25 protein-coding genes are annotated in these 22,679 nt (G+C 74.6%); 5 read left to right on the top strand and 20 right to left on the bottom strand.

What is annotated here, in order from left to right; genetic code table 11:
* Positions 1-6 precede the first annotated feature (6 nt).
* Positions 7-582 carry a TetR/AcrR family transcriptional regulator gene (locus tag ABWI04_RS26960; RefSeq protein WP_353834187.1) on the top strand — a complete coding sequence of 192 codons (576 nt, stop codon included), beginning with the start codon at positions 7-9 and terminating at the stop codon, positions 580-582.
* Here ABWI04_RS26960 and aroQ read toward each other — a convergent pair.
* From aroQ to aroC, 4 genes are read right to left on the bottom strand one after another with little or no spacing between them, the layout of a single operon-like run.
* On the bottom strand, positions 579-1,022 hold the full coding sequence (aroQ, locus tag ABWI04_RS26955; protein ID WP_345175524.1) for a type II 3-dehydroquinate dehydratase: 444 nt from the start codon (positions 1,020-1,022) through the stop codon (positions 579-581). The two genes, ABWI04_RS26960 and aroQ, sit on opposite strands and share 4 nt — an antisense overlap.
* Positions 1,019-2,092 (bottom strand): 3-dehydroquinate synthase, encoded by a 1,074-nt coding sequence (gene aroB / locus ABWI04_RS26950; RefSeq protein ID WP_353834186.1) that lies wholly within the window; start codon positions 2,090-2,092, stop codon positions 1,019-1,021. The genes aroQ and aroB overlap by 4 nt, the downstream gene beginning before the upstream one ends.
* Positions 2,089-2,598, bottom strand: coding sequence for a shikimate kinase (locus ABWI04_RS26945; protein ID WP_345175528.1), 510 nt, complete (start codon positions 2,596-2,598; stop codon positions 2,089-2,091). The genes aroB and ABWI04_RS26945 overlap by 4 nt, the downstream gene beginning before the upstream one ends.
* A gap of 8 nt (positions 2,599-2,606) precedes the next feature.
* Positions 2,607-3,785, bottom strand: coding sequence for a chorismate synthase (gene aroC / locus ABWI04_RS26940; protein ID WP_353834185.1), 1,179 nt, complete (start codon positions 3,783-3,785; stop codon positions 2,607-2,609).
* 76 nt (positions 3,786-3,861) lie between these two features.
* On the opposite strand from aroC, the gene ABWI04_RS26935 reads away from it, so the two are divergent.
* Positions 3,862-4,941, top strand: coding sequence for a DUF2332 domain-containing protein (locus tag ABWI04_RS26935; protein ID WP_353834184.1), 1,080 nt, complete (start codon positions 3,862-3,864; stop codon positions 4,939-4,941).
* A 4-nt stretch (positions 4,942-4,945) separates the two neighbouring features.
* Here the strand turns inward: ABWI04_RS26935 and ABWI04_RS26930 are convergent, their stop codons facing one another.
* From ABWI04_RS26930 to ABWI04_RS26885, 10 genes are all read right to left on the bottom strand, one after another.
* Positions 4,946-5,698, bottom strand: a complete 753-nt coding sequence (locus ABWI04_RS26930; RefSeq protein WP_353834183.1) for a phytanoyl-CoA dioxygenase family protein — start codon at positions 5,696-5,698, stop codon at positions 4,946-4,948.
* 71 nt (positions 5,699-5,769) lie between these two features.
* Positions 5,770-6,465 (bottom strand): SseB family protein, encoded by a 696-nt coding sequence (locus tag ABWI04_RS26925; RefSeq protein ID WP_353834182.1) that lies wholly within the window; start codon positions 6,463-6,465, stop codon positions 5,770-5,772.
* Positions 6,466-6,536: 71 nt separating this feature from the next.
* Positions 6,537-7,649: a barbiturase gene (gene bar / locus ABWI04_RS26920; RefSeq protein WP_353834181.1), complete on the bottom strand. Its 1,113-nt coding sequence runs from the start codon at positions 7,647-7,649 to the stop codon at positions 6,537-6,539.
* A 39-nt stretch (positions 7,650-7,688) separates the two neighbouring features.
* A complete protein-coding gene (locus ABWI04_RS26915) occupies positions 7,689-8,663 on the bottom strand; it encodes a carbamate kinase (RefSeq protein ID WP_353834180.1) in 975 nt (324 codons plus the stop codon).
* A gap of 116 nt (positions 8,664-8,779) precedes the next feature.
* Complete coding sequence (locus ABWI04_RS26910) at positions 8,780-9,943, bottom strand: pyridoxal phosphate-dependent aminotransferase (protein ID WP_353834179.1); 1,164 nt, start codon at positions 9,941-9,943, stop codon at positions 8,780-8,782.
* 57 nt (positions 9,944-10,000) lie between these two features.
* The gene (locus ABWI04_RS26905) at positions 10,001-10,606 is read right to left on the bottom strand and encodes a response regulator transcription factor (RefSeq protein WP_345175544.1); all 606 of its coding nucleotides are present in this window, start codon (positions 10,604-10,606) and stop codon (positions 10,001-10,003) included.
* Positions 10,603-11,883 carry a sensor histidine kinase gene (locus ABWI04_RS26900; protein WP_353834178.1) on the bottom strand — a complete coding sequence of 427 codons (1,281 nt, stop codon included), beginning with the start codon at positions 11,881-11,883 and terminating at the stop codon, positions 10,603-10,605. The genes ABWI04_RS26905 and ABWI04_RS26900 overlap by 4 nt, the downstream gene beginning before the upstream one ends.
* Positions 11,884-11,930: 47 nt before the next feature.
* Complete coding sequence (locus ABWI04_RS26895; protein ID WP_345175549.1) at positions 11,931-12,740, bottom strand: ABC transporter permease; 810 nt, start codon at positions 12,738-12,740, stop codon at positions 11,931-11,933.
* The gene (locus ABWI04_RS26890) at positions 12,737-13,693 is read right to left on the bottom strand and encodes an ABC transporter ATP-binding protein (RefSeq protein WP_345175551.1); all 957 of its coding nucleotides are present in this window, start codon (positions 13,691-13,693) and stop codon (positions 12,737-12,739) included. Before ABWI04_RS26890 ends, ABWI04_RS26895 begins: the two co-directional genes overlap by 4 nt.
* Before the next feature lie 104 nt (positions 13,694-13,797).
* Complete coding sequence (locus ABWI04_RS26885) at positions 13,798-14,439, bottom strand: NAD(P)-dependent oxidoreductase (protein ID WP_353834177.1); 642 nt, start codon at positions 14,437-14,439, stop codon at positions 13,798-13,800.
* A gap of 94 nt (positions 14,440-14,533) precedes the next feature.
* On the opposite strand from ABWI04_RS26885, the gene ABWI04_RS26880 reads away from it, so the two are divergent.
* Positions 14,534-15,103, top strand: coding sequence for a TetR/AcrR family transcriptional regulator (locus ABWI04_RS26880; RefSeq protein ID WP_353834176.1), 570 nt, complete (start codon positions 14,534-14,536; stop codon positions 15,101-15,103).
* On the opposite strand, the gene ABWI04_RS26875 is transcribed toward ABWI04_RS26880, so the two are convergent.
* Positions 15,100-16,506, bottom strand: coding sequence for an acyl-CoA synthetase (locus ABWI04_RS26875; RefSeq protein ID WP_353834175.1), 1,407 nt, complete (start codon positions 16,504-16,506; stop codon positions 15,100-15,102). The two genes, ABWI04_RS26880 and ABWI04_RS26875, sit on opposite strands and share 4 nt — an antisense overlap.
* Positions 16,506-17,672 carry a CaiB/BaiF CoA transferase family protein gene (locus tag ABWI04_RS26870; RefSeq protein ID WP_345175560.1) on the bottom strand — a complete coding sequence of 389 codons (1,167 nt, stop codon included), beginning with the start codon at positions 17,670-17,672 and terminating at the stop codon, positions 16,506-16,508. Before ABWI04_RS26870 ends, ABWI04_RS26875 begins: the two co-directional genes overlap by 1 nt.
* Positions 17,673-17,795: 123 nt before the next feature.
* Here ABWI04_RS26870 and ABWI04_RS26865 point away from each other — a divergent pair, with 123 nt between their 5' ends.
* Complete coding sequence (locus ABWI04_RS26865; protein ID WP_353834174.1) at positions 17,796-18,410, top strand: uridine kinase family protein; 615 nt, start codon at positions 17,796-17,798, stop codon at positions 18,408-18,410.
* Here the strand turns inward: ABWI04_RS26865 and ABWI04_RS26860 are convergent.
* Together ABWI04_RS26860 and ABWI04_RS26855 are read right to left on the bottom strand one after the other, a co-directional pair.
* Positions 18,385-19,596, bottom strand: coding sequence for a phospholipase D-like domain-containing protein (locus tag ABWI04_RS26860; RefSeq protein ID WP_353834173.1), 1,212 nt, complete (start codon positions 19,594-19,596; stop codon positions 18,385-18,387). The two genes, ABWI04_RS26865 and ABWI04_RS26860, sit on opposite strands and share 26 nt — an antisense overlap.
* A gap of 315 nt (positions 19,597-19,911) precedes the next feature.
* Complete coding sequence (locus ABWI04_RS26855) at positions 19,912-20,478, bottom strand: dienelactone hydrolase family protein (protein WP_353834172.1); 567 nt, start codon at positions 20,476-20,478, stop codon at positions 19,912-19,914.
* Between the two features lie 75 nt (positions 20,479-20,553).
* Here ABWI04_RS26855 and ABWI04_RS26850 point away from each other — a divergent pair, with 75 nt between their 5' ends.
* Positions 20,554-20,982, top strand: a complete 429-nt coding sequence (locus ABWI04_RS26850; protein ID WP_345175567.1) for a VOC family protein — start codon at positions 20,554-20,556, stop codon at positions 20,980-20,982.
* 20 nt (positions 20,983-21,002) lie between these two features.
* On the opposite strand, the gene ABWI04_RS26845 is transcribed toward ABWI04_RS26850, so the two are convergent.
* Positions 21,003-21,797, bottom strand: a complete 795-nt coding sequence (locus ABWI04_RS26845; RefSeq protein ID WP_345175568.1) for an urease accessory protein UreD — start codon at positions 21,795-21,797, stop codon at positions 21,003-21,005.
* Positions 21,794-22,483, bottom strand: a complete 690-nt coding sequence (gene ureG / locus ABWI04_RS26840) for an urease accessory protein UreG (RefSeq protein WP_353834171.1) — start codon at positions 22,481-22,483, stop codon at positions 21,794-21,796. Before ureG ends, ABWI04_RS26845 begins: the two co-directional genes overlap by 4 nt.
* Positions 22,484-22,679: the final 196 nt, after the last annotated feature.

Here is a 22,679-nt window from a genome sequence, read left to right as displayed (position 1 = left end):
CGTCGCATGGGGACGGACAGCAGGGAACGCATGGTGCGCAGCGCCGCCTTCCTCTTCCGCGAGCGCGGCTACAGCGGCACCGGGTTCCGCGACGTCATCGCGCACAGCGGCGCCCCGCGCGGGTCGATCTACCACCACTTCCCCGGCGGCAAGGCGCAGCTCGCCGAGGAGGCCGTCCGCTACGCCGGCGAGTTCCTCAACGCCGGCATCCTCGCCGCCACCGAGAGCGGTGACGCCGCGTCCGCCGTGGACGCCTTCACGGCCTGGTGGCGGCAGGTCCTGATCAAGAGCGAGTTCCGCGCCGGCTGCCCCGTCGTCGCCGTCACCGTCGAGTCCCACGACGAGGCCCCGCAGCTCGCCGCGGCCGCCGCGGCGGCGTTCGGGCGCTGGCAGGACACCCTCGCCACCGGGCTCGGCAACGCCGGCGTCCCCGACGACCGCGCGTCCCGCCTCGCCCGCCTGATCGTCGCGGCCGTGGAGGGCGCCACCATCCTGTGCCGCGCCCACCGCGACGTCGCCCCCCTGGACGACGTCGTGGCCGAGCTCAAGGACATGGCCCGCAGCGCCGCCGAGGAAAGCTAGGAGTTCTCGGCGACCAGCTCGGCCACGGCCTGGAGGGCCAGGACGTAGGACATGGTGCCGAAACCGGCGATGGTTCCGGTGGCGACGCCCGCGACGACGGAGTTGTGGCGGAACTCCTCGCGGGCGGCCGGGTTGGTGATATGGACCTCGACGAGCGGGGCGGTGCGCTGGGCGACGGCGTCGCGCAACGCGTAGGAGTAGTGCGTGAACGCGGCCGGGTTCAGCACGACCGGGACGCGCTCGTCGGCGGCCTCGTGCAGCCAGCGCATCATCTCGGCCTCGTCGTCGGTCTGCCGGACCTCGACGTGCAGGTCGAGGCGGCGGCCCGCGTCGCGGCAGACGGCGACCAGGTCGTCGAAGCTGGCCGTCCCGTAGGTGTCGGGCTCGCGGACGCCGAGGCGGCGCAGGTTGGGGCCGTTCAGGACGAGGACGCGGGTCATCGGGCGATCTCCCGGTAGGCGGCGGCGAGCAGCTCCTCGTCCGGGCCTTCGAGGCGGCCCGGCTCGGCGATGCCGTCGAGGACGACGAACCGGAGCGTGGCGCCCCGCGACTTCTTGTCGATGGTCATGGTGGCGCGCAGGCCGGGCCAGTCGGCGGCGTAGGAGACCGGGAGGCCCACGGCTTCGAGGATGTCGCGGTGCCGCCGGACGACGTCGGCGGGCAGCCGCCCGGCGAGGCGGGACAGCTCGGCGGCGTACACCATGCCGATCGCGACGGCGTGGCCGTGGCGGAACCGGTACTCCTCGTTCTTCTCGATGGCGTGCGCGAGGGTGTGGCCGTAGTTCAGGATCTCGCGGAGGCCGCTCTCTTTCAGGTCGGCCGACACGACGTCGGCCTTGACCCGGACGGCCCGTTCGACCAGCTCGCGGGTGTGCGGGCCGTCGGGGTGCGCGGCGCCCTTCGGGTCCTCCTCGACCAGGGCGAGGATCCGCGGGTCGGCGATGAAGCCGGCCTTGATGATCTCGGCGAGGCCGCTGACGTAGTCCTCGCGCGGCATCGTCACCAGCGTGGCGAGGTCGCACAGGACGCCGGCGGGCGGGTGGAACGCGCCGACGAGGTTCTTGCCCTCGGGGACGTTGATGCCGGTCTTGCCGCCGACCGCCGCGTCCACCATGCCGAGCAGCGTCGTCGGGACGAGCACCGCCCGCACGCCGCGCAGCCACGAGGCCGCCGCGAACCCGGCGAGATCGGTGGTGGCGCCGCCGCCGACGCCGACGACGACGTCAGTGCGGGTCATGCCGAAGCGGGCGAAGGACGACCACAGCCCGGCGAGGACGCCGACCTCCTTGGCGGCCTCGCCGTCCGGGACGGGCAGCGCGTGCACGGCGTACCCGGCCTGTTCGAGCGCCCCGCACACGGGACGGGCGATCTGCGGCAGCCCCTCGGCGTGGACGACCGCGACGGTCCGGGCCCCCTCCCCGACGAGGGCGGGCAGCTCGCCGAGCACGCCCGTCCCGATGACGACGTCGTAGGGGTCGGCGCCGCCGACGTGCACCCGGGCCTGCGTCACGCGTCCCCCTCCAGGGCCCTCACGACCTCGTCGACGACGTCGGCGGGCTCGCGCCCGTCGGTGTCGACGTCCACGGTGCCGAGCCGCTCGTAGATCGGGAGCCGCTCCTCCAGCAGCTTGCGCATCTGGCTGCGCGGGTTCAGCACGAGCAGCGGCCGCGCCGACGCCAGGCCGACCCGCTTGATCGCCTCGGCGAGGCCGACCCGCAGGTAGACGACGGTGTGCCCGGCGAGCAGGTCCTGCGTCTCGGCCGCGAGGACGGCGCCGCCGCCGAGCGCGACGACGCCGTCGTGCTCGGCCAGCGCCTCGGCGACGGCGGCGCGCTCCAGCTCGCGGAAGCGCTCCTCGCCGTCGTCGATGAAGATCTCGCCGATGGGCTTGCCCGCGGCCCGCTCGACGTCGGCGTCGGTGTCGCGCAGCGTGACGCCGAGGCGTTCGGCCAGCCCGGCGCCGACGGTGGACTTGCCCGAGCCGGGCGGCCCGATGATGACTGCCTTCGGTCGCATGGCCACGCTCACTTGATCGTCATGGAGGACAGGTATCCGCGCAGGTTGCGGGCGGTCTCCTCGACGGAGTCGCCGCCGAACTTCTCCAGCGCCGCGTCCGCGAGGACGAGCGCGACCATCGCCTCGGCGACCACCCCGGCGGCCGGGACGGCCGTCACGTCGCTGCGCTGGTTGATCGCCTTGGCGGGCTCGCCGGTCGTGACGTCGATCGTGTCGAGCCGCCGCGGGACGGTCGAGATCGGCTTCATCGCGGCGCGCACCCGCAGCACCTCGCCGGTGGTCATGCCGCCCTCGACGCCGCCGGCCCGGTTGGTGCGGCGGCGGACCCCCTCCGGAGTCGCGTCGATCTCGTCGTGCGCCCGCGAGCCGGGCCGCCGCGCGGTGGTGAACCCGTCGCCGAGCTCCACGCCCTTGATCGCCTGGATGCCCATGAGGATGCCGGCGAGCCGGGAGTCCAGGCGCCGGTCCCAGTGGACGTGGCTGCCGAGGCCGGGCGGGAGCCCGTAGGCGAGCACCTCCACCACGCCGCCGAGGGTGTCGCCGGCCTTCTTCGTCTCGTCGATGTGCGCGACCATCCGCTCCGACGCCTCGCCGTCGAAGCAGCGCACCGGGCTCTCGTCGACCCGCGCCAGGTCGCCGGGCTCGGGCAGGACGCCCTCGGGGGCCTCGACCTCGCCCAGCGCGATCACGTGGCTCAGGACGTCCGCGCCGAGGGCCTGCTTGAGGAACGCCTTGGCGACGGTGCCGAGCGCGACCCGCGCGGCCGTCTCCCGCGCGCTCGCCCGCTCCAGGACGGGCCGCGCGTCGTCGAAGCCGTACTTCTGCATGCCGACCAGGTCGGCGTGGCCGGGCCTCGGCTGCGACAGCGGGGCGTTCCTGGCCTGGGCCGCGAGGACGTCGGCGTCCACGGGGTCGGCCGACATGACCGTCTCCCACTTGGGCCACTCGGTGTTGCCGACCTCGATCGCGACCGGCCCGCCGAGCGTCGCCCCATGCCGGACGCCCCCGATGATCGTGACCTTGTCCTGCTCGAACTTCATCCGGGCGCCCCGGCCGTGGCCGAGCCTCCGGCGGCGCAGTTCCTCGGCGATGTCCCCCGAGGTCACGCGCACTCCGGCCGGCAGCCCCTCCACGATCGCGGTCAGGGCCGGGCCATGGGACTCCCCCGCGGTCAACCATCGCAGCATGGGAGGAATCCTATTGACTCCGCGTGCCCGCCCGTGACGGCGTCCAGCATCTGAGAGGCTCGTCGGGGAGGTGGCGATGGGAAGGGCCGGTGCGGACGGGGTCGAGACGAGGCGGGCGCTGCTGGGCCAGGCGCGGGCGTCCGCCCAGCTGGGGTCGGCGATGTACGCCGAACTGCTCACGCGGGCGGCGGAGGATCCGGGCGCGGTCGTGACGGAGGTGCTCGGGGCGCGCACGCGGACCGGCTACATCCTGGGCATGCTCGGCACGGTGCACCGGCTCGTCCTTGAGGGCCGGGCGCCGGAACTGGCGGCGTACTACCCGACCGCCGGCGGGACGCGGGACCCGCTGGAGGCCTGGCCCGCGTTCCGGGACGTGCTGGCCGGGCACGCGGCCGAGGTCCGCGACGGCCTCCTCGATCCGCCGCAGACCAACGAGGTCGGGCGGGCGGCGCCGCTCGTCGGCGGGCTCCTCGCGATCGCCGACGCCTGCCGTCCCGCGGGCGCCCCGGGCCGGTCCCTGCCGGTCAGGCTGCTGGAGATCGGGGCCAGTGGGGGCCTGAACCTGCGCGCCGACCGCTTCCGGTTCCTGCACGAGAGCGGCGCGTACGGCCCGGAGTCGCCGGTCGTCCTGCCGGACGCCTGGCGGGGCCTTCCCCCGGTGGGCGCGCCGCTCGCCATCGCCGAGCGGCGGGGATGCGACCCGAACCCGCTGGACGCGGCCTCGCCCGCCGGGCGGCGGCGGCTCCTGTCGTACGTGTGGCCCGACCAGACGGCCCGGGTGGCGCGGCTGCGGGCGGCGTTCGAGGTCGCCGCGCGGGTCCCCGCGACGGTCGTGAAGGCGGGCGCCGCGGACTTCCTGGAGGGGCTGGCCCCCGAGGAGGGCGTCGCCACGGTCGTGTGGCACTCGACGATGCGCGCGTACATGTCGCGCGACGAGGCCGCGCGCGTCGACCGGAGCATCGAGCGGGCCGGGGCGGCGGCCACCCCCGAAGCGCCCGTGGCGCACCTGTCGTTCGAGGGCCGCGACGCCTCGCGGCTCGACGTCCTGCACGTCGTGACGCTGCGGCTGTGGCCGGGCGGGGAGCCGGTGATCCTCGGTGAGGGCCCGTCCCACGGCCTCCCCACCACCTGGTTCTCACCGCCGCGCCCCCGGTAGGGCGTCAGGACCGGCCGAGGGCTCGATCGATCGCGACCCGCACGGGGGACGACGGAGGCAACGGGCCCGCCGGAATCAGGGGCGGCTGCGCCATGAACCGGGGGACGGTGCCCCGGTGCGCCTGCGCGGCGTGCACCAGGAACGGGTGGCACAGGTACACGTCGCCCGCCTGCCCCGTGGCGTAGGCGAGCGGGCGGTGCTCGGTCGCGGGGACGGCCTTGCCCGCCAGGTCCATGAACGTTAGCCCCGCCTCCCCCGCCGACTCCAGGATCGGCGGGACGTCCAGGTGGGAGCCGACGCGGATGCGGGTGGGCCCGTCGTCCTCCCCCACGTCGGAGAACAGGAACAGCATGAGCAGCGCGCGGCCCTTCGACGCGACGTTCACCCGGTAGGACATGAAGTCGGCCGGGTCGTCGCCGGGGAAGCTCGCGTCGATGTGCCAGCCGTCGTCGCCGGGCGGCTGGTCGCTGGGGAACCGCACCGGGAACGTGCCGAGGCCGGCGCGCGGCAGCCAGGCGCCCTTCCCGACGACGGCGTCGAACGCGGCGTGCAGGGGGCCGGTGTTCACGGCGGCCCGGAACGGCTCCTCGGCGTGGTCGCCGAGCCGCACGACGGGATGCGTCCACGTCGCGGGATGGTCGGGGTCGCAGCCGGTGTCGCGCCACAGGATGTCGCGGCACTCGGCCGCCAGTTCCCGGGGGAACGCCCGCTCCACCCGGACGAACCCGTCGGCGATGAAGGCGTCAACATCGATCATGGCGCCAGGGTCGCAGAGGGGCCGCGGCGGAGGCCAGCGATTAACCGCGCCCCGGCCGCCCGTACGGGGGGCTACCTGCGCAGGACGTTCAGTTCGACGCCGCCGACGATCCGGCCGCGCAGGAGTTCGGCGAGGCGGTCGGAGACCCGCTGGACGGTGCCCCGCTCGTCGTGCCCGGGCACGACGGCGAACCGGACGGCGATCTCCGCGGAGGTGCCCTCGACGACGCGGACCCCGCTGACGGAGGTGTCGGAGCCGAACGCGGCCTCGACCGCGGCGAGGATGTCGGGGTCCTCGTGCGGCGGCGGGATCGGGCGGCCGTCGGCGAGCAGGTGCAGGCGCAGCCCGTCCACGGCGAACGGGACCGGGCCCGCCACGTCCACGACCAGGGCGTCGGCCCCCTCGTCGAGGGCGGCGCGGCAGGCGTCGCCGGCCCGCACCGCGACCGGGCGGGCGTCGGCGCGCCAGGCCTTCATCGTCTCGGTGCAGGTGAAGCCGAGCACGCCGCGCCGCCCGTCGTCGCCGATCAGGGTGGGCAGCGCCATGTCGCTCGACTTCTCCCGCCGCAGCTCGCCGGGCGCCGCGGGCTCCTCCTCGGTGAGGACGGCGACGATCGGCACCAGCAGCCGCGCGCCCTGGAGCCGCCGCAGCACCGCGTGCACGCCGACGCGGCCGGACGCGTACCCGGCGAGCGCCTCGCACAACCGGGGATCGGCGCTTCCGTCGTCCCCGGGGAACTGTGGTTCGGGAATGGTCAGTCCGGACACGCCAGGAAGGCTATAGCCTCCGGCGACCGCGAGGGGCTACTCCGCGGATACTCTCCGCGTCCGCGGCGCGCTCACCCGAGGTCGGCGATGGCCGCGACGGTGCCGCCGCCCGAGGGCCCCTGGTGCACCGCCGCGACCGACACGAACACCGCCGGGTCGCCGGTGACGGACGCGGCGACGCCGCCCACGCACGCCTTGATCTGCCGGTGCCAGTGCACGTCGGAGTCGTCCAGCATGATGTTGCGGCGGCCCCGGACCGAGCCCCGCGGGTCGGCCTCGCACTTGATGAACACGTTGACGAGCCGGTCGCCGAGGTCGGACGTGCGGGGCCGTTCGGGCAGGTCCAGGCCCGTCGACCGGACGGCGTCCCAGATCCCGTCGGCGTCGAGCGCGTCCTTCATCACCCCGTGCCCGGCCCGGTACCGGCCGCCGATGCCGCGCACGTTGCCGACGACCACGATCTGCGCCCGGTCCAGCTCGACGCCGGACGAGCACGACGCCACCGACGAGTACAGCGACAGGTCCCTGTGGATCTGCCCGGCGGACGGCGGCTCGATCTCGCCGAGCGCGACCGCGATGCCGAGCGCGGTCGTGGAGTTGGAGATGTCCATCGACTTGAGGGTGTCCTCGGTGACCACGTCGCGGCCGCGCTTCCTGGCGTCGTTGATCGTGTCGAGGGTGAGGAGCGGCGTCTTCGTCTGCACGTAGTGGACGTCGGCCGGATCGTCGATCCCGGCGGTCTTCATGGCCTCGCGCACGCCGGCGGCGACGGTCTCCACCATCGCGGGGCGGCCGATGTCCTCGGGCAGGATGACCTCGCTCATCGCGACGCCGACCGACAGCCGCGGCTCGTCGGTGGCGGGGACGCGGCCGGGGTCGGCGGTCGCGAAGACGGTCGCGTGCGGGCTGAGCACCCCGTCCGTGCCGCCCGACCACACCAGCGGGACCCGCGCCACCTCGTCCGCGGTGCGGGTGCCCTTCGCGAGGAGCACCTCGCGGAACGCCCGGTCGGCGAGCAGCCGCGTGTAGTCGTTCACGCCGCCGTTGCCCTCGGTCTTGCCGACGACCGCGAGGACCCGGTCGGCCTCCAGCACGCCGTCGTCGATCAGCCGGGCCAGCCCGGACGCGTCGGTCACGCTCTCGATGGGGATCTTGCGGACTTCGATCGGATCGGGCACCGTCATCGCTCCTCACCTGCTGTGTTGATCGGTCTCTACCCGGGGTCAGCCCTCGACGACCGTCCCGGCCCTGCCGTGCGCGGCGTCGCCGAGCCGGGCCAGCGAGGCGATCGCGGCGCGCCGCCCGCCGGACGCGACGAACCGCCGCACCGCCTCGACCTTCGGGCCCATGCTGCCGCCGGCGAAGTGCCCCGCGGCGGCCAGCTCCGTCAGCTCCGCGACCGTCGTGCGGTGCAGCGGGCGGGCCCGCGGCGTCCCGAACCCGGTCATCGCGTTCTCCACGTCGGTGGCGATCACGAGGGTGGTCGCCTCCAGGCGGCGCGCCAGCAGCTGCGCGGCCAGGTCCTTGTCGACGACGGCCTCGACGCCGCGCAGCACCCCGTCCGACCGGGCGACGGGCACTCCCCCGCCGCCCGCGGCGACCACGACGTGCCCGGCGTCCAGCAGCACGGCCGCCGCGTCGGCGTCCAGGATCTCCAGCGGCTCGGGCGAGGCGACGACGCGCCGCCAGCCCCGGTCCCCGAACCGCTTCCACACCTGCCCGAGCGCCATCGAGCGGCGGGCCTCCGCCTCGGGGAAGTACCGGCCGATCGGTTTGGCGGGGGCCGCGAACCCGGGGTCGGCGGCGTCCACCAGCGTCCGCGTCACCACGGTCGACACCGGGCGGGCGGCGCCCCGCGCGGCCAGCGCCCGCTCCAGCGCGTTCATGACCATCACGCCGACGGTGGCCTGGGTCTGCGCGCCGCACCAGTCCAGCGGGACGGGAGGCACCACCGCCGACGCCAGCTGGTTCTTGATCAGCAGGTTGCCGACCTGGGGGCCGTTGCCGTGCGTGAGCGCGACCCGCGCGCCCGCCGCGACCAGGTCCGCCACGGGCGCCATCGCGGCCTCGATCGCGGCCTCCTGCGCGTCCGGGGTCGCGCTGCCGTCCGGCGCCGTCATGGCGTTCCCGCCGAGGGCGATCAGGATCCGCTCGCCGCCGTGTCCACCGCTGCGTCCGCCCGCATGGCCCCAGGTCACGGGACGGACGCTAACCCGCGCGGCGGCCGCCCCTCACGGGCGAATTCCGCCCAACGAACGCCGTTTCTTCGGCAAGTTCCGGCGGTTCTCCCCGGCGCCCGCGGAGCGGGGAGGCCTCAGCGCAGGCGCGCGAGACGGCTGACCGCCTCGTCGATGACCTCGTCCTTCTTGCAGAAGGCGAACCGGACGAAGTGGGCGCCCGCCTCGGCGTAGTCGTAGAACACCTGGCTCGGGATCGCGACGACGCCCGCCTTCTCCGGCAGCGCGCGGGCCAGCTCCCTGCCGTCGGTGAAGCCGAGCGGGCGGATGTCGGCCTGCACGAAGTAGGTGCCCTGCGGGCGGCAGGTCGCGAACCCGGCCGCCTCCAGGCCGGTGATGAGCCGGTCCCGCTTGGCCTGGAGCGACTTGCGCAGCTCCTCGACCCACGGGATCTCGTTGCGCAGCGCGTACGCGGCGGCGTGCTGGTAGGGGGCGCTGACCGCGTAGGTGAGGAACTGCTTCACGGTCTGGACGGCCCGGATGTAGGGGGCGGGCGCCGTCACCCACCCGGTCTTCCATCCGGTGACGGAGAACGACTTGCCCGCGGACGACACCGACACCGTCCGCTCGCGCATGCCGTCGAGCGTCGCCAGCGGGACGTGCTCGGTCTCGTCGAACGTCAGGTACTCGTACACCTCGTCGGTGATCGCCACCAGGTCGCGCTCGCGGCAGACGTCCGCGATGGCCTCCAGCTCGTCCCGCGTGAACACGGTGCCGGCCGGGTTGTGCGGCGAGTTCACCAGGATCGCCCGGGTGCGGGGGCCGACGGCGGCGCGCAGCTCGTCCGGGTCGAAGGTGAAGCGCCCTTCCACCGGGCGCAGCGTGACGGGCCTGCGGACGGCCCCGGCGAGCGCGATCACGGCCGCGTAGGAGTCGTAGTACGGCTCGAACACGACGACCTCGTCGCCCGGCCCCGCCAGCGCCAGCACGGACGCGGCGATCCCCTCGGTGGCCCCGACCGTCACGAACACCTCGGTCGCCGGGTCGAACGACAGCCCGTACCGCTCCCGCCGCTGCGCCGCCACGGCCTCCCGGAGTTCGAGCAGTCCGGGGCCGGGCGGGTACTGGTTCGCGCCCGCCCGGACGGCCTCGACGGCCGTTTCCAGCATCCGCGGCGGACCGCTGGTGTCCGGGAAGCCCTGGCCCAGATTGATGGCCCCGGTCCGGACGGCGAGAGCCGACATCTCAGCGAAGATCGTCTCGCCGAATCCCTGCATGCGCTCGACCAATGGCTCGCTCACGCCCCAAGCCTAGGCCCCCGGCCCGGCGTGCACGGCGCCGCCGGGACGGCCTCCCGATCAGATCCAGCCCATGTCGAGGGCGGCGCGGGCGGCGCGGACGCGGGTGGGCTCGCCCATCTTGGCCATCGCGGTGGACAGGTAGTTGCGGACGGTGCCCTCCGACAGGTGCAGGTCGGCCGCGATGCGGGCGGTCTCGGCGCCGGCCCCGGCGAGGCGGAGGACGTCGCGCTCGCGCTCGGAGAGCGGGTTGTCCCCGGCGGCCATCGCGCTGGCGGCCAGCTCGGCGTCCAGGTACCGGCCGCCGCCGTGGATCTTGCGGATGGCGCTGGCGAGCTCGTCGGTGGGGGCGTCCTTGGCGACGAAGCCGCGGACCCCGGCGGACATGGCGCGGCGCAGGTAGCCGGGGCGGCCGAAGCTCGTCAGGATGCACACCGCGCAGCGGGCGCCGGCGGCGTGCAGTTCCTCGGCGACGGCGAGGCCGTCCGCGCCCGGCATCTCGATGTCGAGGACGGCCACGTCGGGGTCGTGCGCGGCGACCGCGGCGCCGACCGCGTCGCCGCGGCCGACCTCGGCGACGACCTCCAGGTCGGGCTCCAGGCCGAGGAGGGCGGCGACGGCGCCGCGGATGAGGTGCTCGTCGTCGGCGAGCAGGACACGGATCACGCGGGCCGCCCGGCCGTGAGCGCCTGACCGGCGTCCGTCCCGCCGCCGCGCTCGTGCGCGGGCGGGAGGGGAACGGCGGCGCGCAGCAGGAACCCGTCGCGGCCGTGCCGGTCGGCGGTGATCTCGCCGCCGAGCACGGCGACGCGTTCGGCGAGGCCGGTCAGGCCCGAGCCCCCGGCGGCCTCGGCGCCGCGGACGCCGTCGTTGCGCATCTCCAGGACCACGGAGTCACCGTAGGGGACGCCGCCGCGAGCGGGGCCGCCGTACACGACGAGCGAGATCGCGCAGTTCCTCGCCTCGCTGTGCTTGATGACGTTGGTGGCGCCCTCGCGGATCACCCAGGCGAGCACCGAGCCGACCTCCGGCGGCAGCCCGTCCGGCGGGCGGCCGATCTCGCAGCGCACCCCGGCGGCCTCCAGCACGGCCCGTACCCCGGCCAGTTCGGCGTCCAGCTCCACGGCCCGGTAGCCGCGGACGGCGGCGCGGACCTCCCGGAGCGCCTCCCTCGCGGCGTGCTGGACGTCGGCCATCTCGGCGCCCGCCCGGTCGGGGTCGTCGCGCACCGTCCGCTTGGCCAGCTCGCTCTTCACCGCGATGAGGGACAGGCTGTGGCCGAGCAGGTCGTGCAGGTCGCGGGAGAAGCGGAGCCGCTCCTCGGTGACCGCGAGCCGGGCGAGGGCGTCGCGCGCCGCGTAGGCCTCCTGGTGCAGCTCCCACATGCGCCGCTGGTACCGGTTGACGAACACGACGAACCCGGAGATCGCGGTGTACAGGGCGAACAGCACCGGGAAGATCGCGTACCAGGGGGCGTCGCCGTCGGGGTACAGGCGCTCCGCGGCGACCGTGCCCACCGCCCCGCAGTACGCCCCGGTGCCCGCGCACAGCGCGGCGATCCGCCTCCGTCCCATCGGGGACAGCACCACGGCCGAGACCCAGAAGACGGGGATGACGCTGAACCACGGGCTGGTGAGCAGCATCAGGCTCAGGGCTCCGGCGACGGCGCCGCTTCCCACGGCGTCGCGCCTGGACGTCGTGCCTTCGAGCCCCGCCCGGACGAGGCGCGCGTAGTACCAGGCGAGCACCGCGAGCCCCGCGACGGCCGCGACGATCACCGGCACGGCCGCGTCGCCGTCGGTGTACGCCTCTTCGAGGCCGTACAGGCCCGGCAGGACGAAGCCGACGGCGGCGAACATGAACGAGCGGTACGTCACCCGCCTGTACCGCTCCAGCTTGCGGGCGGCCTGTTCCTCGATGTCCGCCGTGGTCGCGACCGCCATGGTTCCGTTCCTCCTCGCATCGCACTGTAACGGGGCCCCGCGGCGCGTCAGGCGCGGCGCGGCTCCCACCGGAACCAGCGGGTGGCCAGCAGGCGTCCGAACGCGGCCCAGAAGGCCAGGAGGAAGAACGGCCGCACGCAGCTGAGCCAGCCTTCGGCGATGCCGACGGACGGGTGTCCGGGGCGGTGCACGAAGTCCTGGCCGAAGTACCCCGTCCGGACGATCTCCACGACGGGGCTGAGCGGCACCCACCGGCAGGCCTCCTGGACCCAGCCGGGCAGGCCGCCCATCGGGAACATGACGCCGGCCCCGAGCATGCAGCCGAACATGATCGGCAGGACGGTGAGCTGCGCCAGCTCCGCGTTCGGCGTGATCCCCGAGACGGCGAACGCCAGCGTCGCGAACACGGCGGCGCCGCCCGCGAGCCCGGCCAGCACCAGGACGGGGTCGGCGGGGATCCGGCCGCCCATCGCGGCGCCGAGCAGGACCAGCAGCGCCGCGGCCTGCACCGCGTACAGCGCGGTCGCGGTGAGGACGCTGCCGGCGCTGATCTCCGCGTCCGACAGGGCGGTGCCGCGCAGCCGCTTGAGCGTGCGGTCCTCCCGGCGGGCGGTGAGCACGTTGACGAGGTTCATGAAGACGGCGAAGACCAGGAAGAACCCCAGGTGGCCGGTGCCCTGCAGGAGGGCGCCGTCGACGCCGTCGATCCTCTCGCCGCGGACCGGGACGAGCATGGCCGCGAACAGGACGGGCAGGCCGGCGACGGTGAACAGGGCGGTCCGGTTCCGCCAGAGCAGGACGAGGTCGAGCCGGGCGACGCGCAGCACCGCGGCGGAGCTCATCGAGGGGAGGATCATCGGGAGGCTCCTTCGGCGGTGCGCAGGAAGACGTCTTCGAGGGAGGCGCTGCGCGCCCGCAGGCCGTCCAGCCGGACGCCCTCCCGGTCGGCCCAGCGCAGCAGCTCGTAGAGCCCCGACTGGAGCCCCGGGGCGTCGCCGTCTCGGTCACCGTCGCCGGAGGGCAGGGCGTAGGACGCGACGGCGCGCCCGCCCTCCACCCGGACGTCGGCGCGGGCGCCCCGCAGCGGGGGCAGCTCGGCGACCTGGACGCGCTCGGGCAGCCGGAACTCGATGCGGTCGCCGTGCCCGGCGACGACGTCGGCGACCGTCCCGGACGCCTCGATCCGGCCCCGGTGCAGGATCGCGAGCCGGTCGGCGAGGTGCTCGGCCTCCTCCAGGTAGTGGGTGGTGAGCAGGACGGCCGTGCCGCCCGCCACCACGTCCCGGACGATGTCCCAGGTCGCGCGCCGGGCCTCGGGGTCCATGCCGCTCGTCGGCTCGTCCAGGAACAGGACGTCGGGCCTGCCGAGCAGGGCGAGCGCGAGGTCGAGGCGGCGCTTCTGGCCGCCGGAGAGCTGCCGCACCCGCACGCCCGCCTTCTCGGCGAGCCCGGCCAGGGCGACGACCTCGTCGCGCGCCCGCGCGGCGGGGGTGAAGCCGCGCCAGTGGTCGACGGTCTCGGCGACGGTGAGGTCGGCGAAGAAGCCGCCGTCCTGCAGCATGATGCCCATGCGCGGCCGGACCCGGCGGCGCTCCCGGTGCGGGTCGTGGCCGAGGACGCGGACCGTGCCCTCGTGGACGGTCCGGTGCCCCTCCAGCGTTTCCAGGGTGGTGGTCTTGCCCGCGCCGTTCGTGCCGAGCAGCGCGAACAGCTCCCCCGGCGCGACCTCGAACGAGATCCCGGCGACGGCCTCGAAGTCCCCGTACCGCTGCCGCAGGCCGTCGACGCGGATCGCTGGGTTCGTCTCCATGGCCCCAGCCTCGCGCCCGCGCGTGCGCCCCGGTAGAAGCGCGTGTCACCGGTCCGGGACGCGCGCCGTCAGGTGATCGGCGTGACAGGTGTCATGCCGCGGCCTCAGCCCGCGACGCTGATGACGTGCCGGACGGTGGACAGGTCGCCCGCCACGTCGAGGAGCGCGGTGGCGAGGTCGGTGCGGGCGATCGACAGGCCGCCGAGGACGTTGCGGTCGGCGGCCTTGCGGTAGCGGCCGTTGCCGGGGCCGGCGGTGAGGCGCGGCGGGCGGACGATCGTCCAGGCGAGGCCGCTTTCGCGGGTGACGGCCTCGGCGGCGCGCATGTCGGCGAACGCGTGCTTGAGGAGCGGGCCCAGGACGAGCGGCTTGACCACGAACCGGGTGAACGGGTCGTCGCCCGGTCCGGCGTGGAGCCCGGACGCGCTGGTCAGCACGAACCGCTCGGCCCCGGCCGCCCGCATGGCCGCGATGATGGCGCCCGCGCTGGCCGCGCAGACGCTGGTCGGCCGGCGGCCGTCGCGGGTGCCGATCGCGGTGACGACGGCGTCGCGGCCCTGGACCGCCTCCTCGATCGCCGCCGGGTCCATGACGTCGGCCTGGACGACGTCGGCGCAGGCGCGGACCTCGCCGGGCAGGGCGGCGGGGTCGCGGACGACGGCGGTCACCTCGTGCCCGGCGTCCAGCGCGCGCCGGACGACCTGGACGCCGGTGCCGCCGGTCGCCCCGAACACCGTGAGCTTCATCGGGTCCTCCTGGGAATCGTCGCGAAAGGGGGTGAGTGAGTGCTTACTAACCTCTAGCATGGTGAGCGTTCACTCACCTGTCAAGGGGGCCTCATTGAGCGACGCGCGCGAACGGATCCTCGACGCCGCGGCGGACGTCATGCGGCGGCACGGGGTCGCCCGCGCCACCACCAAGGAGATCGCGAAGGCGGCCGGCTACTCCGAGGCGCTGCTCTACAAGCACTTCCGCGACAAGGACGAGCTGATGCTGCGCGTCCTGAAGGAGCGCATGCCGCCGTTCACCTCGATGGGCGTCCCGGGCGAGGAGACCGTCGAGGCGAACCTCGTCAGGATCGTGCACGGCGCGCTGGGCTTCTACCGGCGCTCGTTCCCGATGATGGTCTCGATGGCGGCGCAGCCGCGGCTGCTGCACGCGACCCGCGAGTCGCTGCGCGAGTACGGCGCGGGCCCGCACGAGCCGGTGCGCGCGCTGGCCCGCTACCTGGACGCCGAACGCGAGCTCGGCCGGGTGGCCCCGACCGCCGACACGCAGGCCGCGGCGGCCCTGCTGATGGGCGCCTGCTTCCAGCAGGGGTTCCTGCTCTACTTCGCGGAGTCCGAGGACCCCCCCGAGTCGTTCGCCCGCGGCCTGGTCCGGCCCGTCCTCGCCGAACTCCTCCCCTAGAGCTCGCTCAGCCGGCTCTTGACGACCTTGCCCATGGCGTTGCGGGGCAGGGAGCCGACCAGGTGGACGACGCGGGGCCGCTTGTGCACCGACAGGCGCTCGGCCACGAAGTCGATGAGCTGCCTCTCGCCGACCCCGTCGGCGACGACGTAGGCCGTGACCTGCTCGCCGAGGTCGTCGTGCGGCGTCCCGACGACGGCGGCCTCCCGCACGGCGGGGTGGGCGAGCAGCGCGTTCTCGATCTCCCCGGCGCCGATCCGGTAGCCGCCGCTCTTGATCAGGTCGGTGGACGCGCGCCCCACGATCCGGTGCCAGCCGTCCGGGCCGATCGTGGCGATGTCGCCGGTGCGGAACCAGCCGTCCGGCGTGAACGACTCCGCGGTCGCCTCCGGCCGGTTGAGGTACCCCTTGAACAGCAGCGGCGCGCGGACGTGCAGCTCCCCGGGCGTCTCCCCGTCCGGCGGGACGGCCGAGCCGTCCTCCGCGGCCAGGCGGGTCTCCACGCCGGGCAGCGGCGTGCCGACGTAGCCGGGGCGCCGGTCGCCCTCCGCGCGGGCGCTGACCGTGATGAGCGTCTCGGTCATGCCGTACCGCTCCACCGGGCGGTGCCCGGTGAGGGCCGAGAGCCGCTCGAACACGGGCACGGGCAGCGGCGCGCTGCCGGACACCAGCAGCCGAGCGCCGCGCAGGGCCTCGGCGGTGGACGGGTCCGCCGCCGTCCTCGACCAGACGGTGGGGACGCCGAAGAACAGGCTGCCGCCGTCGTCCCGCGCCGCCGCCGCGTAGAGCTCCGGCCTCGGACGCCCGGTGTGGACGAGGGGCGACCCGACCCGCAGGGGCCCGAGAACGCCGAGAACGAGCCCGTGCACGTGGAACAGCGGAAGCCCGTGGACCAGGACGTCGCCGGGCGTCCAGGCCCACGCCTCGGCGAGGGCGTCGAGCCCGGCGGCGATGGCGCTCCGCGAGATCAGCACGCCCTTCGGCGCGCCCGTCGTCCCGCTCGTGTAGAGGATCAGGGCGGTCGCGTCGGCGGGGACCTCCGCGTGCCCGCCGCTCCCACCGCTCCCGCCGCTCGGCAACCGGTCGACCGGGAGGAGCGGCGGCTCCGTCACGGACGCCTCCGTCGCCCCGTCCGCGAGGATCAGGTCCGCGCCGGAGTCGCCGAGGATGTGGGCGCGCTCGGCGGGCCCGGAGTCGGGGGGCAGCGGCACCACCGGGACGCCCGCGAGGAGGCCGCCCACGACCGCCGCGACCGTCTCCAGGGACGCCGTGGCGTGCACGGCGACCGCGTCCGCGCCCCGGATATCCGCGGCGACGGCGGACGCCCGGCCGAGCAGCTCGTCGCGTGGCAGCTCCCGTCCGGCGATCCGCACCGGGCCGCCCGTCCCGCCGAGCAGATCCATCACTCGCCCCTTTCCTCGTTCTCCCGTTCCTCCAGCCAGGCCATGACCGCGCCGGTGTGCTCGCCCAGCAGCGGCGGCGCGGTGTGCTCGCGCCGCGGCGCGCCGTCGAAGCGCAGCGGCGGCCCCGGCAGCTCGATCGGGCCGAGCTGGGGGTGGTCCACCTCGACGACCAGGCCCTGCGAGCGGGTCTGCTCCCACTCGTACACCTCGTCGATCGACCGGATCGCCCCGGCCGGGACGCCCGCCTCGCCGAACCGCGCGAGCCAGGCGTCGCGCGTGCCGGCCGCGAGGGCCCGCTCGATGTCGGCGGTCAGCTCGGCGCGCCGGGCCGCGCGGTCGGGGATCGTCGCGTAGCGGGCGTCGTCCGGGTCCAGGCCGACGATCGGCGCGAACCTGCGCCACAGGTTCTGGTTGGCGACCCCGATCTGGATCTGCCCGTCCGCGCAGCGGAACGTCCCGTAGGGGGCGATGGACGGGTGGTCGTTGCCGACCGACTCGGGGACGTCCCGGGCGACGGTCCAGCGCGTCCCCTGGAACATGTGGGCCCCGACCACCGACGCCAGCAGCGAGGTGCGGACGACGGCCCCGCGCCCGGTGCGGGTCCGCTCGTACAGGGCGGCCAGCACGCCCGCGACGCCGTTGCCCGCGGCGAGGATGTCGGCGATCGACAGGCCCACCTTGCTCGGCGTGCCGGGCGGCCCCGTCACGCTCATGATCCCCGCCTCGCCCTGCATGATCGCGTCGTAGCCGGGCCGTCCGCCCTCGGGCCCGTCGTGCCCGAACCCGGTGATGGACAGGACGACCAGCCCCGGGTTCAGCTCGTGCAGCCGCTCCACCGGGAAGCCGAGCCGGTCGAGCACCCCCGCCCGGAAGTTCTCCACCAGCACGTCGGCGTGCCGGACGAGCCGGGCGAGGACGTCCCGGCCCTCGTCCGACTTCAGGTCGAGGGTGATCGACTCCTTGTTCCGGTTGATCGACAGGTAGTAGGTGCTCACGCGGTCCGCGCCCGCGAACGGCGGGCCCCACCCCCGCGTCTCGTCCCCGGTGCCGGGCTGCTCGACCTTGATCACGCGGGCGCCGAGGTCGGCGAGCGTCATGGTGGCCTGCGGGCCCGCCACGACGCGGCTGAGGTCGACGATCACGACGCCTTCGAGCGGTCCGGGCAAGGGGCGTTCTCCTTCTCGGGGCTCCGGGGGGACGGCTCCGTTCTCGGGCGGGCCCGGGTACCTGGAAGTATGCCGTCCGTGCCGCCGTCTCCCGTGTCCCACCCCGGAGGAGGGTCCTCCAGCGTGACCTACGCCGCGCTCGCCGCGCGGCTGCTCGCGCTGCCGCCGTCCTGCGGCCCGGTGCGGGTCGTCGCGGTGGACGGCCCGAGCGGCGCGGGCAAGTCCACGTTCGCGGGCCACCTGGCGGAGGTCCTGGTCGGCGCCCCGGTCGTCCGGTCGGACGATTTCCGGGTGCCGTGGGACGCGGACCCGCTCACCTGGTGGCGCCCCCTCCGGCACGCGGTGCTGGACCCGCTGCGGGACGGGCGGCCCGCCGTGCTGCGCCGCTACGACTGGCGCCACGACCGCTACGGCCCCGAGGAGAGCGTCCCGCCCGCTCCCGTGCTGCTCGTCGAGGGCGTCGGCTCCGCCTGGGCGAAGGCGCCCGCCGCCTACCGGATCTGGATCGACGCGCCGTATGACCTGCGCCGCGCCCGCGCCCTCGACCGGGACGGCCCCGAGTACGCCGGGGCCTGGGAGGACTGGGCCGTCCGCGAGCAGGCCCACTTCGCCGCCGACGCCACGGTCGACCGCTGCGACCTCCTCGTGGACGGCACGACCTTCACCCCGCACCGCTTCAGGGCCCTTCCCGGGCCGGTGGACGACCGCCCTCCTAGAGGAAACGGCGGATGGGCGTGATCGACAGTTCCTTGGCGCGCTGCGCCACGGAGCGCCGGGCCCACCGGGCGTGGTCGACCCGCTCGCTGCGCGCGAGATCCTCCTCGAAATGGGCGTCCAGGGTCGCGGTCAGATCCTTGTCGATCACGGCCAGCATGACCTCCTCGTCGTGATCGAGGGACCGCCGGTTGAAGTTCGTGGACCCGATGAGCGAGACCATTCCGTCCATGGTGAGGATTTTCGTGTGCAGCATCGACGGCTGGAACTGGTTAATGCGCACGCCGCACTTCAAAAGGTCCTCGTAATGGCGCTGACTCGCCAGGCGGCTCACGCGCTTGTCGGCGTGCGGGCCCGGGAGGAGCATTTCCACCTCGACCCCGCGGGCGACGGTCTCGCACAGCAGGTTGACGAAGTAGTCGTCGGGCGCGAAATAGGCGGAGGCCACCCGTAGCCGCCGCTCGGCCAGCTGCAGGACGACGCGCAGAAGGGTCTGCATGTCCTGCCAGCCGACGCTGGCCGACCCCCGCACCACCTGCACCACGGCGTCGCCGGCCGGTTCGTGGCCGACGAAGCGGTCGCGGTCGTCGAACAGCATGTCGTGGCACTCGGCCCAGTTCTGCGCGAACGCGGCCGCGATCCCGTCCACCGCGGGCCCGCGGACCCGGAAATGGCTGTCGCGCCACTCGCTCTCGTCCCGGGCGTCACCGCACCATTCCTCCGCGATGCCGACCCCGCCGGTGAAGGCCACCCGCTCGTCCACCACCAGGACCTTCCGGTGACACCGGTGGTTCTGCTTGAACGGCGACACGTACACGGGCTTGCGGAACCAGGCGACCGTCACGCCCGCCCGCTCCATCCGCCTCACCAGGTCTTTCTCGATCTGCCAGGCGCCGATGCCGTCCAGCAGCAGCCGGACCCGCACCCCGGCGCGGGCGCGCTCCGACAGCGCGTCGGCGAAGCGGTGGGCGATGTCCCCGCGCCAGTACACGTAGGTCATCATGTCGATGGTGCGCCGCGCCCCGGCGATCTCGTCCAGCATCCGGGGGAAGATCTCGTCCCCGTTGCGCAGGGGCATCACGGCGTTGCCCTCCGTCGCCGCCACGCCGATCAGCCGCTCCAGGGCGCGGCGGATCCGGTGCGCGCGATCGGACGGGGAGGAGAGCAGGTCGTCTCCGGGGGGCGTCGGTTCCTGCTGCGACACGGTCATTCTGTTGTCTTCTCCTTATGCCAAGGCCGACGATCGACGGACTCGTGCCGCCACACCGAAAGCACGAAAGCGATCGCCGCTCGGCCCGGATGCGTCCCCGCGGATACGCGTTTCATGCCGCCGCGCCATGAGGTGAGAGCGAATCGACATCATTTCCCGGCACCCAATGCACGCGGCCGGACACCGAGAGTACCTCCGCCCGGCCGTGGTCCTTACCGCGCCCGGAAATGGGCCCTGTCAGGAAGACCAGCCGGCCGGAAAGCGGATCAGAGGACCCCGGACGCCGGGCGGCCGCTCCCCTCGTCGCGCGCGGCTTCAGGCCGAGGGGAGGAAGTCGAGCACTCTGCTCCAGGTCAGCTCGGACGCGTCGGAGTCGTGGTCGGGGAGATCGGGGTCGGTGTAGAAGTGGCCGACACCCGGGTAGCGGAAGATCTCCAGCTCGGCGCCGGCGGTCCGGGCCGACCGCCGCAGGGCGGCGACCTGCTCGGGCGGTGCGAAGGGGTCCGGCTCGGCGGCGTGCAGTTGCACCCGGAGGCCCGGCCGGACGGACGCCGGGATCTCGGCGGGGGCGTGCAGCAGGAGGACCCCGGCGGCGTCGGGGCGCTCGGGCCAGACGGCGCCGACGACGCCCGCGCCCATGGAGAGGCCGGCCAGCACGGTCCGGTCCGGCATGGCCTGGAGGGCTTGGCGGGCGCGCTCGACCACCGTCGTCCAGCCGACCTGGTCGGCTATCCGGAATCCCTGGTCGAGCGTGGCCGCGGTACGGCCGCCGAACAGGTCCGGTGCGAGGACCTCATGCCCGGCGCGGCGCAGTCGCTCGGCCGCGGCGAGTTCGGCGGAGCGCAGCCCGAGGACGGAGTGGAACAGCGCGACATGAGCCATACCGGCATCATGCCGTGGACTCCGCCGTCGATCCGGCTCTGGTAATCGGCCCGGCCCGCGGCGAACGTTGACCGCATGAGCATTTCCTTCTCCCTCGACCACATCGGCATCACCGTTCCCCCCGCGGACCTCGACGCCACCATCGACTGGTACTCCCGCGCGCTCGGCTTCACCGTCGACCGGCGGTTCGACACCTACGGCATGACGTTCGTCTTCCTCGTCCGCGGGGACGTCAAGATCGAACTGATGGCGGTCGCGTCGACCCGCCAAGCGCCCACGGACAACGTCCTGTCGAGCATGGACCCGGCGCGCCTGCACCACTTCTGCCTCGCCGTCACCGATCTCGACGCGGCCGTCTCCGAACTGCGCGACCTGGGAGCGGACCTGATCGGCGGGCCCATGGCGGTGGCGGAGATCGGTCAGCGCGTCGCGTTCGTCAGCGACAACCTCGGCAACATCATCGAGCTCACCGAACCCGGCACCCGGCCCGGGTCGTCGGGCTGATCCGGTGCGGGCTCCCCGGCTCAACCGGCCCCGAGGCCGAGGTGGCGGAGCGCGGCGTCGAGACAGCGGCGGAGGTCGCCGGCGTCCGGGGCCACGGCGGTGAGGAGGACGCCTGGGCCGGCGAGCGGGGTGACGACGCCGTGGGCGCGCGCCGGGACGTCGTCGAGGATCCGCGTGCCGGGCGGAAGGTCTCGGTACGCGGGGTCGATGACGAGGAGCTGGCCGACGGCGCGGTTGCCGGCCAGCACGGCGGGGCCGTCCCAGCCGGGGGCGCCGGGGCCGTAGACGGTGTGCTGGTCCAGCAGCGTCCGTCCGCCGTGGCGGACGGTGACGCGGCAGGCCAGCCGTCCTGCCGGCTCGTGTGCGCGGCCGAGGATCTGCTGCTCGCCGAGGACGAGCCGTGCGCCGGGGGCCAGGTCGACGCGGATGCGCTGGCGCAGGTCGCTTCCGGTGGCGGAGATGACGGGTTCGGGCAGCCAGAGCAGTCGCGCGGAGTCCGCCACGCTCAGCGCCACGTCGAGGACGGCGTGTCCGGGCGCCGGTCCGGGCAGTGCGACGGTGGCGGCGGCGGAGATGACGTGCAGGTCGGCGCCCGGCCCGACGACGGCCTCGACGCGCAGGCGGTCGCCGTTGTGCGGGGCGCTCATGGTGTTCAGGAGGCAGACGCGCGCCTGCGGGCCGCGCGGGCGGAGCCGCCGGAGCGCGAACGGGCCGTCGCCGTGGAGCAGCGGCAGATCGGTGAGTCCGTCCGCCGCCTCGGCTCTGAGGCGGGCGGTGGCGTGCAGCCCGAAGGGAGCGGGCGGCGCCGCGGTCATGCCCGGGCCGCGGCCTGCTCGGCGAGGCGGCGGCGGACCCAGTCCGCGATGGGGTCGACGCCGTGGTCGGCCTTGACGCTGGTGAGGACGACGGGCAGGGGGCCGCGCGCGGACCTGGCGTCGCGTTCCATGGCGCCGAGGTCCGCGCCGACGTGCGGGGCGAGGTCCGTCTTGTTGATGACCAGGAGGTCGGCGGCGGTGACGCCGGGGCCGCCCTTGCGGGGGATGTCGTCGCCGCCCGCGACGTCGATGAGGAAGATCTGGTGGTCGACCAGGCCCTTGGAGAAGGTGGCGGTGAGGTTGTCGCCGCCGGATTCGATCAGGACGAGGTCGAGGGAGCCGATCCGTTCCTGGAGGTCCTCGACGGCTTCGAGGTTGGCGGAGATGTCGTCGCGGATGGCGGTGTGCGGGCAGGCGCCGGTCTCGACGGCGGTGATCCGTTCGGGGGGCAGCACCGCCTGGCGCAGCAGGGCCTCGGCGTCTTCGCGGGTGTAGATGTCGTTGGTCACCACCGCGATGGACAGGGTGTCGCGCAGCCGCCTGCACAGGGCGGCGACGGTGGCGGTCTTGCCGGAGCCCACCGGGCCGCCCAGGCCGATGCGCAGCGGGCGGGGGCGGTCGCCGGAGCGGGCCGCGGCGGGGGGAATGATGTCGTCGATGACCGGGTCGGTGCGGTGCAGGTGCATGGTGCTCTCCGGGTGTGGCGGTCTTCAGCTGGCGAACAGGCGTACCGGCCAGGCCGCGTGCTGTTCGGCGGTGATGTCCAGGAGCGGCGCGGACGCGGCGGGCAGCGCGTCCACCCCGTCCACCGGCAGGCGCGCGGCATGGCGGGCGGCCTCCGCGGCGACGTCCTCCATGTCGCCGGCGAGGCGGGCGCTCGGT

Source organism: Actinomadura sp. NPDC000929, assembly GCF_040492065.1.
Classification (GTDB): domain Bacteria; phylum Actinomycetota; class Actinomycetes; order Streptosporangiales; family Streptosporangiaceae; genus Spirillospora; species Spirillospora verrucosospora.
This window is presented reverse-complemented; position numbering and strand designations above follow the sequence as displayed.